We start from the raw sequence: 12,591 nt of genomic DNA on the forward strand, positions 1-12,591 counted from the left end.
TTTAATCCGTGTAACGTATTCTATAAACGGTTCCGCTCTCGTTCTCTGTGATCCTGCTAAGTTCCAGAAAGCATTCTCCATCTGCGGAAAAACGTTTACAGGATTCACTCTCGTCCCAGACAGGGCCGAAATATTCCATCAGGACTTCCTCCAACTCTTCATAGGAAAGAGCTTCCAGGCCGATCTCCGCCTCTTTTCCAATGGTCCCGGAAGAAAATGGTACGCGGCCGTCATCAATGACAGCAGAATAACCATCACCTGTCAGGAATACATAGCCCTGAAGTTCCAGACATTGGCAGGCTTCTGTATCAAAATGCTGCTCTGTGCCCCAGGAGGAAGCAAGATATCCGATCAATTCCCCGACAGAAAGCTCCGGATTGGAAATATCCGTCTCCACAGCCGGGATATGTTCTATATGAAGACTGATCCTCATTGGATCCTGGGAAGAAAGTCGGACTTCTGTTTTGTCATACAAAGTCAATTCTGTCGTGTTAAATGAGAGCTCATCATTGCGTAAAAGATTTTTTTCCGAAACAAGATGCCTTCTTTCCAGCATCTGTATCAGCTCCGCTGCGATCTTATCCTTCAGGCCGCTGCCGGCCCAAAACAGGAACGTACTGCCCATGGAAACGTCTGCCGTCCAGTTGTCTCCATATTCCGCGCCTTCCTCGCCGAACTGATATCCATATGCATCCAGCGGAAGGTAATAGCAGGTATCCCCCGTCATATTTCCCACATAAATATTGGCAGGATATTTTTTATATTCTACGCCGTCTGCGGAAGCACTTATCCATTTATCTTCCCATTCAGACACCTGATATTTCCATTCAAAAGCAATATCCGAATCGGAATGATAGAAGGTCTTCGTCTCTCCCAGGCGGTTTCGTGCTCCTGACCAGGTTTCTTCAAGTGTATACTCAACGATTCCGGCTATCTGCCCGGGCAGTTCATTGGCTGCGCATGCCCTGACAGTAAAAACTGCAAACGCTGCGATAAGAGGCGGTGCCAGCTTCACCAACACCCACAAAGCTCCTGATCTTCTGCCTTTTTCTCTTCCCTCCTTCAGACAGGAGATACAGGCAGACCAGGCCCCTGCAAATTCCAGGATCACAGCCGCCGGAAGGAAAAAGGTATAGTAAAACTGATATCCTTCCAGCCCTTTCCCATACTTCAAATACACACCAAAGAACCGGAAATTCAGAACTATTCCGACAATCACAAGCAGGATCGCCGCAGCTTCACAGCACACCGCCATTTTCTGCTGCTTCCGTTTCTTCCTGAGTGCCGCCAGGATGGAAAAACTGCCGCAAAGGATCACTGCCATGCAGAATCTGGTCCAGTATAAACGATAGAGCGAATGAAACTTAACAAAAAAAACATTTAAAAAAACCTTGTTCCCGATCAGAACTCCCTGGATTCCGATCAGGAGAGGAAACACCAGTCCCCCATATCCCTTTCCTTTTTTTCCAAAAATGAGGATCAGAAGAGCTGCCGCTCCTGCCGCCGCATGAAAAGCAGCCAGTTCTATGGGAAGCAGTCCGGTCGCCCAGGCAAAGGGCTGACAGTCATAAGAAGAAGAACGGATCAGCCAGATCATATTGATAAGACCCAGGCATACTGCTGTTTTCCCATAAAACCCATATCGGCGGAAACACTTCTTCTCTCCTTCTGCCGGTTCTCTTTTCTTATCCTCAATTCTTTTTTCTTCCCGCTGTCTTTTCTCTTCCTCCTGCTGTCTTTTCTCTTCCTCTTCCCTGAGTGCTTCCTCTCTCTTTCTCTTTTCTTCTTCTCTCTCTTTCCTTTCCTGCTCCTGCTTTTCCTTCCGAAGCTTTTCCGCCTTCCGTTCTGCCTCCTCCCGCTCTTTCCGGATGGCTTCTCTTCTGGCTTCTTCCGCCTGCCGCTCTGCTTCCAGCCGGGCTTCCTCTTTTGCTTTTCTTTCCGCTTCCAGCTTCTCTCGCTCTTCTTTTTCCAGCTGTCTCTCCTCCGCCCGGTTGATATCGCTGCACAATTCCTCCATGGAATGATAACGGTTCTCCGCCCGGACAGCCATTCCTTTTTCAATGATATCAGAGATTTCCTCCGGTACCGGAACAGGAAGCTTCAGATTTTTTAAAGGAATCATTTCATCCCGGTACAGCCGCTCCACTGCATCCATCGGAAGGATACCGGAAATCATATGGTACAAAGTGGCGCACAGGGCGTACACATCCGTCCAGGGTCCCTGCTTTCCATGGCTTCTGTACTGTTCCTCCGGCGCATAACCATGCTTTACCATGACCGTCATGCTGCGGAATTCATTTCCCACGTCAGCCCTGGCTGCCCCGAAATCGATCAGAGTCACATTGCCGTTCTTATCCACAAGGATATTGTCGGGACTGATATCACGATGGATAAGTCCCGCTTTATGGATCTCAGCCAGGGATGACATGACAGGCTTTAAAAACTCCAAAGCCACAGGATAATCCATGGGCGCACCATTTTTATTATTTTTCTGATACCACTGCATGTACTGCTTCAGGCTCTGGCCCTCCACATAATCCATTACCAGATATGCAGTCTCATTGGCAAAGAAAAAATCTCTCGCCGTGACGATTCCGGGAAGCTTTTCAAAATGGGCCAGGTTCTGTCCTTCCTTTGCAAAGCCCTTCAGGCCGTTCCTGTAATGGACTCCCTGCTCTCCCGGCATGACAAGGATCCTTTCGTCCAAAGATGTACTCATATCCCTGGCCGCCAGACCAACGGGAAAATACTCCTTTATGGCGACAGGATGCTCCTCCGCCAGATCAAAGGCCAGATAGGTGATGCCGAAGCCTCCCTCGCCCAGCACCCGTCCGATCAGATATCTGCCGTTTAAGATCGTCTGCTCCGGCAGACATCTTGCATTCCTCATTTCCGTCTGAGTATTGTCATAACCACATACCGGGCAGCACCCTCCCGGACTGTCCAGAAGCCGCATACAGCCTTTACATAAACAATCAATATTCACCATTTCGCTTCATCCTCGCCCAAAGCAGCTCCCGGTCTGTAATACTGAACTGGTAAACCGCCAACACCCATTCGCTCTGTCCTTCCCCTTCTACATATGTAAGATCATAAACGGTTTGATATCCGTCGTATCCCTCATATCCCATAAGCCCTTCTCCTGAATCATCGACAGCTCCCAGATCCTCCAGCCTTTTTAACGGTCCATAACTGAGGGAAACATCCCATCCGCACCCGTAAAGTGTTTCCTGAATAAGCTCACACAGCATTTCTCCGTCTTCCTCTGTGAACTGAGGGCCAAAGTAAAGATAGATTTCTGAAACCCACACTCCCACAGAAAATTTATATATCATCATTTTCAGCCCGTTCTGGGGCGTTTCCGCTCTGATCAGCTTATCTCCCGCCTTCGCCGAAACAAGAAGCTCTCCATCGTAATTCTGAAATGCCATATCGAACTCATTCTGTACTGTTTCATAATCCATTCCCGGATAAATGGAAAGGATCTCCGTCAGCTCCACTGGAAAATTCCCCGAAAAAGGAATGGTTATATCTTCTGATTCTGGCTGGTCCGATTCCGTCTGCATATCACCTACAATCATAAGGACCCAACTTTCCTTTCCTTCCAGATTCTGATCTCTCTCCAGAAAATAGTAGCTGGCTGCAATTCCATCCACCCGTTCTACATGCCACTGACAGGACGAAGCATCCACACTGATCTCTTCTGCTATTATGTATTCTTCTGATGTATAGGTATTTCGAATAGACTGGTCAATAAAACCCATCAGGTCCCTTCCCTGCTCCAGAGGAAGCTTCGGATCGAACGACAAATGAATATAATCTATTGCTTCATCCGCCTCATTCCACTGAATATACAGCTCTTCCTCTGTCTGATCATCTGATATATAGACCCACTCATCTTCACGATCATAAATGGTAAGCGGAATTCCCCGCTTTTCAAAATCATCCGTTGTTGTTGTCTCATCGTAATCCAATCCGTAAGTCTCAGCAATAGTATGCTTCAATATCTCCATGCAGACAGAATAATCGAATCCTGCCCCCGGCCATATTTTCATGATATCATTAAAGCTCAGCGGGAAATTCTTAGAAAAGGGGATACTCTCCCCAACAGAAGCATATTCTGTCCGGGTCTCTTCCGTTTCGCTGATCTCCTCCGTCTGCCCGGATACCGTCTCTGTCTCTGAAGGAGTTTTTCTGCTTTGCGGACCAAACATCCTTCCCATGAACACCATAACCAGAACCAGGGACAGACATACAAAAATGAATATCTTGATTTTCTTCTTCCTTTCCTGTTCCTCTGCCCTGCTTTTTTCTTCCCTTTCCTTTCGTGCTTTCTCCTGAGTCGCTTTTTGTCTCTGTTCCTCAGTCCTTTTCTCCTGGATCTTTTTCCTTCTCTGTTCCTCGAGCCTTTTCTCTTCTGCCCGGCGCTGTTCTTCTTTCTTCCTCTCAGCCTCCAGGCAGGCTCCTTCAGCTTTCTTTTCCTCCTTCAGGCGGGTCTCTTCAGCCTTCTTTTTCTCCTTCAGGCGGGCCTCTTCAGCCTTCTTTTCCTCCTCCAGACGGGCCTCTCTCTCATCCCGGATTTTTTCTGCATTCTCCAGGGCAGCGGACAGCTCTTCCATGGTCCGGTAACGGTCTTTCGCCCGGACCGCCATTCCCTTTTCGATCACATCAGAAATTTCCGCAGGAACTGTCTCCGACAAGGTAAGCTGTTTTAAAGGCACCATATTATCCTGATAAAGACGCTCCACACCGTCCTCCGGCAGTCTGCCTGAAATCATGTGGTACAGGGTTGCACTCAGGGCATATACATCCGTCCAGGGACCCTGTTTGCCATGGGTACGGTACTGCTCCTCCGGCGCATAGCCATGCTTCACCATAATGGTCATGCTCTTCATCTCTTCTCCCATGACACCTGCCCTGGCTGCGCCAAAGTCGATCAGGGTCACATTGCCGTTCTTATCCACAAGGATATTGTCCGGACTGATATCCCGGTGAATAAGCCCGGTCTTATGAATCTCAGCCAGTGAGGATATGACCGGTTTGAGAAATGCCAGCGCCACCTGGTAATCCATGGGCGCACCATTCTCATTATTTGTCTGATACCACTGCATGTACTGCTTCAGACTCTGGCCCTCGATATAATCCATCACCAGATATGCCGTCTCATTGGCAAAGAAAAAATCTCTCGCCGTGACGATTCCGGGAAGCTTCTTAAAATGGGCCAGGTTCTGTCCTTCCTTTGCAAAGCTTTTCAGACCGTTCCTGTAGTAGATTCCCTGTTCTCCGTCCATGACGGTCAGATCCTCACCGGAAGAGACCGACATATCCCTGGCAGCCAGCCCCACAGGAAAATACTCCTTGACAGCAGCCGGAGTTTCCTCCGCCAGATCAAAGGCCAGATAAGTGATACCAAATCCGCCTTCACCCAGAACACGTCCGATCAGATATCTGCCGTTGAGGATCGTATTTTCCGGCAGACATTTGGAGCTTCTTTTTTCTGTTTTTTCATTGTCATAGCCACAGCTGGGACAGAACCGCTGAGGTCTGTCCATCTGCCGCATACAGCCTTTGCACAGGCATTCAATATCGAACATATGATTATTCTCCCAGTTTAAACCGATTCTCCGGCATTCCCAGATAAAAAGCCGTGCCCGGTCTCAGTTCCACAGCATAATTCTTCGGTATCCTTTGTCCACCCTCCAGATAAGTGCCGTTGGAGGAGGTATCCAAAAGCAGATACGTATGATTTACCGCATTATAGGTAACCGTACAATGTCTCCGGCTTACAGCCTTCCCCTCCAGCACCAGATTGCAGGAAGAAGCATCCCTTCCCACATTGACTGACTCCATATGTCTGATGGGAATCACGGAGCCTTCAAAGGGTCCGCAGTAAATATACAGTGCTCCCTGGCACGGGTTCGCCTGCGGCTGCCTCTGGTATCCATAAGCTCCGGCCGGGTTCTGGGAAAAATTCTGCTGCCCGGCAGGGTTCCGGTCGAAATGCTTTTGACCGTTTGCTTCCATCTCCGGCTCATATTGATAAAGGACTGTTCCCGTCAGGACTGCCGAAACCAGCAGACAGACCATCGCTCCCATCCCGCCGATTCCGGGAAGCGCAAATTCCCCTGCCGATATTCCTGCCAGAATGGGAATACTGATGAAATCGATTCCCTGGAAAACAAGGGAAACCGCCAGGCTGATCTTTTCTTTTCCAAAACATTCTGAAAGTACGGCTCCCGCCAGGGCTGCGGCCGCAGCACACAACCAGACTGCCAGGATTGTTTTTTCTGTTTTCCAGAGAGCCAGCAGATCCATGACCGTATATTTATTTACACCATCCAGCGGGAAAAACAGAAATATAATTCCCAGGAAAATAAATCCCGCCGCTATGTATCTTCCATTTTTTTTCATAACCATTCTCCTTTTTTCTACATTATAGGACCGACAAAAAACCTCATCTGATTTTGTCTAAAATTGCCGGGGTTTTGTCAAAAAAAGTTTAAAAAGCCTAAAAATTCTTATGCTATACTAAATTATAGTTCCAATACCCAGAGCGCACACCATTATTGGAATCCAAACCGCAAAACAGAATCAAAAAGGAGTCTGTCATGTCAAAATTCAGCGATTATCTGGAATATCTGATCAACCGGAATGGAGAACCCATTTCCACACTTGCCCGGGGCGCCCACGTGGAGCGGACCTCCATCCATAAGGCCATGACCGGAGAGCGGATCCTCTCCTATAAATCTGCCCAAAAGCTGGTGGAATATCTTCGTCTTTCTCCCCATGAAACGGAAATATTTTTCGAATATATGAATATGTCCCTTCAGGGGGAAACTGTATTTGAAACCAGGAAACAGATCGTCCGGCTTTTAAAGACACTGGCTGAACAGCCCCCTTTCATTGAACCGGAAAAGCGTTTGGACTTTCCCAGACTGGAAGCTTTTCCTGCCCTTAAAAACCAGCAGCTTTATTCCGGCAAATTTGCTGTCCGTTCCATGATCCGCCAGGCCGTTGATCAGGAGCTGGGGGCAGATAAGCCTGAGACCCTGACTAATATTCCTGCCGACAACGGATTTTTTCTCCAGTATATCTATACGATTTTCCAACAATACAATACCCGTCTGCAGGTAACTCATATTATGCCCTATCCTTCTGACCGGGAGCACGGAGCACCTGCAGGGATTGAGATCCTGGCAGATGTACTTTCTCTTTCCCTGTCAGCAGGGACCCAGTATTCTTCCTGGTTCTATTATGAAGGAGCGCGCGATATCACGACCCCCTTTCCCTATTACCTGCTGACTTCTTCCTGCCTTCTGTGCATTGAAAGAGATTATGAAACAGTTATGTGTGTTACCCATTCTGAAATATTACAGTATTACCGGACATTTTTCAGCCGTACTCTGGAGCAGTGCCGCCCTCTGATCCGTTTCCAGAAGACACCTTTTGAGATCCTGGAAGCCTACTCAGCCGGCACTTCAGAAAATTCCTATTATACATTTATGCCCCAGCCCTGTCTGGGACGGTTTTATACACCTTCCCTGATTGCCCGGAGGCTGCGGAAGGAGCTTCCCTTCTATCAGGAACTTGTAGAAAAAAGCATTCAGCGTTTTTCTGTTCTCCATGAGATCCGTGAACACTACTATACTTTTTTTACAAAAAAGGGAATCTCCGCTTTCATGGAAAACGGTATTTTCTGTGATATTCCCCGTCAGCTTGTCTCTCCCTGCACGATGGAGGAACGGAAGACTCTTTTAAAACAGCTGAGAGATGACATTGCTGATGACAGGATCATGGGCCGTCTTGTCAATGACCAGCTTTTCGTTCTGCCCTCCAATTTAAGCTTTTGTATTTCAGAGCACCGCCGTCTTGATATTTTCACCCTTCAGGAAAATGACGCTTCCGAAAACTTTTACAATATCCATATAGACGAATCTCTGATCGGCAGTGCTTTCCTGGATTTCATCCTGTATCTGCCCAAAAGTGAATACCTGCTAAGCAAGGATGAAACCCTGGAAGCCCTGGACAGCCTGCTTTCTGCTGATTCTGCTGTCAGTCATTCGTAACGCCGATGATGAAAATATTTCCATAGGAAACGGGCTCTGTCCCGTCCAGATCAACTGCACAAAGGTAATCGTCCCATTTTATATTTACATTGTCGTAAACAGACCATGTATAGTAAATTCTTGTGGCGCCGGGGATCCGCAGGAGCTTGATCTCTTCGTTTCGTCCTTCTTCTGCGCTCTCTGCCACAATACACCTGTCCTCTCCCGTCTTCGGATCATATCCCCAGATCCCGTTCTGATTATCATAAATATAATGAACCATTGTATCTCCGATAAAGAATCCGCCGGCAGCCGTATAGCCCAGATCCGGTGTGTGCAGGGACACAGGCTCTTTCATCCCTGTCTTCATATCCCATTTATAATACTGATAATCAGGAGTATCTGTATAATACAGGCAGCCGTCATTAAAATCTCCATATTCAAAATCCCAGTTGGCATAGTAACCGCCGTCTGAATCCAGGATTTCCTGTCCGCTTCCGTCCTTTTCCATTCTGGAAAATTTTGTTCCTTCGCCCACATAATAGATCTTTTCCCCGTGTATCTGGAAAATCCCGTCTTCCACATAGTCGTTTATAAGCTCCGGCTCACTGCCGGCTTCTGTTCTGACCCGGTATAAATTCTTATCCTTGGCAGATCCGACAGAATAATACAGATACCCCTCTTCATAAATCGCCCATGACGCACCTGATTTCACGAGCCGCCCGATCCGCTCCCCGTCAAAGGTATACTGCTCGATCACGATAAGGGCAGGATAATTGATCTCCACATACAGATACTGCTCTGTCGCCAGCATCGCGGAACAGGGCTGCCTCTCCTCATCCGGAGCGATCAGTGTTTTCTGTTCTCCTGAAGACAGATCCATCCGAATGATAGAATCCTCTGACCAGTTATAATAGAACAGGTACCCATTCTGTTCTACCGCGTTGGACATCATCCACTGTCCTGCCGAGGTATCGTTCTGTATCCGTTCCTCGTCCTCCCCACTGTCGTCCGTATCAGCCTGCTCCTCCGTCCTGTTTTCAGAAATATCGGTCCGGGTCTCCCCCGGCTCAGCTTCCTGTAATGTCTCAGGCAGCACCGTTCCTGTCCCGTATTTTATCCCTGTCTGCTGCTTCCCGGATGCGGGCGCCTCATGCCAGATCAGGCCGCCGGCGATCATAAACAGGGCTGCCGCCGAAACAGCTGCCGACAGCAGAATTTTTATATTTTTTTCCATAAAAATATCCTCCGTTCTTTTTTCTGTATTATAAATGCAGAAAAAAGGCCAGAGGACAAATTGTCATAAATGGCGGTTATTTTGTTATAATCTACGCTTCTTTTTCCCGAAGCACAGCACCCAGCCCAGAGAAAACAGCAGCAGACCTGCCACCACCAGGATCGGGATCGGCCATGTAAGCTGTCCCGTCCAGGGAAGTGTTGTTCCCGGTTTTGCGGGCGCCGGCGAGGAAGGCTCCACAGGAACCGGTTCCGGGCCATTTGTTATCTTAGGACTTGCGTCGATGCTGTAAATATATTCTCCGGCTTCCATTGCAGGCACCGACACAAGGAAGGGATTTATTTTGCTGTAGCCGGAGGCCGCCTGCTCCTGCACCACCAGATACAGGCCAAGCTCCAGGTCCGCAAAAGAAATTTTCCCATCTTTTCCAATCGTCCGGGTCGTTCCTTTCAGATCATTATCCGCCGCATACCGGGCAAGCTCTGCTGCCAATTCGGCAGACTGGATATCTTCAAAGGTACTTCCCCGGTTTTTAAACACCCCTGTCGGTTCAAAGCTGTAATCCCCGTCATCCTCACAGACATCCCCCACCCGGTAAAGGGTCAGCGTCCCGCCGGGAACTGCCTGTTCCTTCCATTTCATCGTTATATCAATTATCCCCTTCTCCGACATATCCGGTACATCGTGGGCATATGCATTCACACTGACCGCTCCAGTCAGCACCACAAGAAAGAGCAGGGTAAGCAGTCGTTTTCCTATGGACATTTCAATCCCTCCTATTTTCTTCTGCGGGTCTTCACCAACAGAATAATAAGCAGAACAAGCAGCATCGGCACTGCCACCAGCGGAGCAATGATCACCGGATCGATCTGCATGGCATCGGCAGTAACCCGGACATTCTGTGACTCTGCCTGATTTTCCACCCGGTGTCCCCTCACAAGAAGTCTGTGTGTATTGATACCATAGGGTGTACAGGTGACAAGAGTACAGTAATCCTTCCCATCTTCAATCTCGATTTCTTTGATTTCCTGTGGCTCTACGATCCGGATCTGGTCCACCTCATAGGTCAGAGTCTCATCCAGGACACGGAGCATAAAGGTATCTCCCACCACCAGTTTATCCAGATCAGTAAACAGCCTGGCTCTGGGAAGTCCTCTGTGGCCGGAAATGACACAATGGGTGCCCTCTCCTCCCACAGGAAGCGAAGTTCCCTCGATATGGCCGAGGGCAATCTGCAATACAGCCTCATCGGTCCCATGATAGACCGGCAGGGAACAGTCAATGACCGGAATCTCAATATAGCCGATGATCCCGGTGCCGGAAACGTTTAAAAGACTCTCATATTCTGCCTTTTCCTCATCGGTCAGCGTATAACGATTGCTCTTTCCAGCCAGGGTCCGGTTATATTCCTCCGCATCGGCCCAGAGCTGCTCATAAAAATCATTATCCAGACTGGCCACCTGCTCCACATAGCCCGCAATGGCCCGGGACTGGTGCAGAGAATTCCAGTAATCACTGACAGTGGGATACAGCAGTAAAGACAGCCCTATGAGAAAGATCAGAACAAGTATTATCGTCGAAAGCCTTTTCTTCATAGAGTTCTCCTTACTGCTGCATCCGGGAGAACAGGTCTCCCGAATACAGCATAACATACAGCATGATCAATCTTTAAACTACTGCCGCTCAGCTCTCATACGTCTCTTAACGATGAGAAGTACGGCAGCTCCAAGTACAAGAACCGAACCGATCACATAGAAGATGGTAGTACCCATACCGCCGGTCTCAGGGAGAGTAGCACCCTTTTCATTGACGATAGTCGTATCCAGCTTATTATCTGCGCCAACAGCTACAGCCGTATTATTAGATGCAAAAGCTTTGGTTCCAGCATCAAAGGTAAGGGTAAATGTAATCGGTGCAATCGTATTGTAGCCGGCGGGAGTCTTAGTCTCGGTGATGGTATAAGTACCGACGCCAAGACCAGTGAAAGTCACATGGCCACCTTCATCCACAACTCCGACAACCGAGGTCTCATCTTTGCCCGTTCCTTTGGCAGTAATTTCTACGGTCTTGCTGTACTTGGTTGCAGTATTAGCATAGTCTTCACTGTTATCCGTCTCACCACCAATGGTAGGAGCTGTAGTCGTATAAGTGCCGTCTTTCAGCTTCCAGTATTCACCCTTATCATCTACTGTAAACTTCTCTGCAGTAACCAGAACGATGTTTACACTATCACCGGTCAAAGTAAACTCGGCACCGGGAAGAACCTTGCCTTCGTCATTTTTCTTCAGAATGGTAAGCTCGGTGGTATACGTCACGACCTGATCTTTGGGCGTTTCGCCGGTGGGGTGATCAGTTGAGGGCTCGTCAGGATTTTCCCCAGGAGATGTGGTAGCTCCCGTTCCACTGTTGTTGGGATCATTGGAGTAAGTCAGTTTTACATCATTGGGGTTTCCTTCCCCTGCAATGACTGCGTTTTCATTAAGAGTTGCAGAGTATGTAACTACAATTTTTGAATCCTTTGTCACAGTCACACCAGCAAGCAGGTTCAGAGCCTTGATATCCTGGATGCCAACTTTGATCGTTGTGCCGTCAGTTGCACTGTAATCAGCTGCATTTACATAGAAATATTTAGTCACATCAACACCGCCAACTGTCACCTTCACATCATTCTTATAGGTCAGGCCTTTGGACAGGGTATCGGTGAACACATAGTAGTAGGTATTGTAATCATCAAAGTTTGTAGGAAGAGTACCGGTGATCTCGTAGTTTACTGTGTCACCGATGGACGCTTCATTGACATCAACTTTATTAGCGCCTTCCACGATTTTCTTCTCAGCCTCAGGCACATCACCCTTTGGCTCGAACTCCAGGGTTCCATTGACTACCTTTACTACATAAAGTGTGTAGAATCCATTTTCCGTGTTCTGGGTGCCATCTTGATCCTTTACCAGATAGTAGCCGTTAGGCAGATTCTCATAGCTGGTGGCAGTACCGCTTGTATAGGGGGCTGTACTCAGTTTTGCATATTTGTTGATAACAGCCAGCTGTGCTGTGTCTGATGCAGATCCCGCCACAGCTTCCAGTTTTTCTAAAATCGAACTGTCAACAGCGTCTCCTGGGATTCCGGTACCGTTCTTACCCCATTTTACGTTGGAAAGAATACCGTCCGAATAGTCACCGGTGAAGATCTGATAGATCTCATAGGTATGAGTATTTTCTTCTGCAAATGCGGTGATTCCCAGTGAAAATACCATGATCAGGGCCAGCAGCAGACTGGCAAATTTCTTTGTACGTCTCATGTGTTTTTTC

At 48.1% G+C, this 12,591-nt stretch carries 8 protein-coding genes; 1 reads left to right on the top strand and 7 read right to left on the bottom strand.

Features of this window, described 5'->3' with window-relative positions:
• Position 1: 1 nt before the first annotated feature.
• From QJ036_RS01415 to QJ036_RS01425, 3 genes are read right to left on the bottom strand one after another with little or no spacing between them, the layout of a single operon-like run.
• Positions 2-2,989, bottom strand: a complete 2,988-nt coding sequence (locus QJ036_RS01415; RefSeq protein WP_283229639.1) for a serine/threonine protein kinase — start codon at positions 2,987-2,989, stop codon at positions 2-4.
• The gene (locus QJ036_RS01420; protein WP_283229640.1) at positions 2,976-5,594 is read right to left on the bottom strand and encodes a serine/threonine protein kinase; all 2,619 of its coding nucleotides are present in this window, start codon (positions 5,592-5,594) and stop codon (positions 2,976-2,978) included. The genes QJ036_RS01415 and QJ036_RS01420 overlap by 14 nt, the downstream gene beginning before the upstream one ends.
• 4 nt (positions 5,595-5,598) lie before the next feature.
• Positions 5,599-6,411, bottom strand: a complete 813-nt coding sequence (locus QJ036_RS01425; RefSeq protein ID WP_283229641.1) for an FHA domain-containing protein — start codon at positions 6,409-6,411, stop codon at positions 5,599-5,601.
• Between the two features lie 197 nt (positions 6,412-6,608).
• Here QJ036_RS01425 and QJ036_RS01430 point away from each other — a divergent pair, with 197 nt between their 5' ends.
• Positions 6,609-8,066, top strand: coding sequence for a hypothetical protein (locus tag QJ036_RS01430; protein ID WP_283229642.1), 1,458 nt, complete (start codon positions 6,609-6,611; stop codon positions 8,064-8,066).
• On the opposite strand, the gene QJ036_RS01435 is transcribed toward QJ036_RS01430, so the two are convergent.
• The 4 genes from QJ036_RS01435 to QJ036_RS01450 all read right to left on the bottom strand — a co-directional run bounded on the left by QJ036_RS01435 (position 8,053) and on the right by QJ036_RS01450 (position 12,581).
• Positions 8,053-9,282 (bottom strand): DUF5050 domain-containing protein, encoded by a 1,230-nt coding sequence (locus QJ036_RS01435; protein ID WP_283229643.1) that lies wholly within the window; start codon positions 9,280-9,282, stop codon positions 8,053-8,055. The genes QJ036_RS01430 and QJ036_RS01435 overlap by 14 nt on opposite strands.
• Before the next feature lie 84 nt (positions 9,283-9,366).
• On the bottom strand, positions 9,367-10,047 hold the full coding sequence (locus QJ036_RS01440; RefSeq protein WP_283229644.1) for an isopeptide-forming domain-containing protein: 681 nt from the start codon (positions 10,045-10,047) through the stop codon (positions 9,367-9,369).
• Between the two features lie 11 nt (positions 10,048-10,058).
• On the bottom strand, positions 10,059-10,877 hold the full coding sequence (locus tag QJ036_RS01445) for a class C sortase (protein ID WP_283229645.1): 819 nt from the start codon (positions 10,875-10,877) through the stop codon (positions 10,059-10,061).
• A 78-nt stretch (positions 10,878-10,955) separates the two neighbouring features.
• Positions 10,956-12,581 carry an isopeptide-forming domain-containing fimbrial protein gene (locus tag QJ036_RS01450; RefSeq protein ID WP_283229646.1) on the bottom strand — a complete coding sequence of 542 codons (1,626 nt, stop codon included), beginning with the start codon at positions 12,579-12,581 and terminating at the stop codon, positions 10,956-10,958.
• Positions 12,582-12,591 lie beyond the last annotated feature (10 nt).

This window comes from Fusibacillus kribbianus (assembly GCF_030053595.1).
Classification (GTDB): Bacteria; Bacillota; Clostridia; order Lachnospirales; family Lachnospiraceae; genus Lientehia; species Lientehia kribbiana.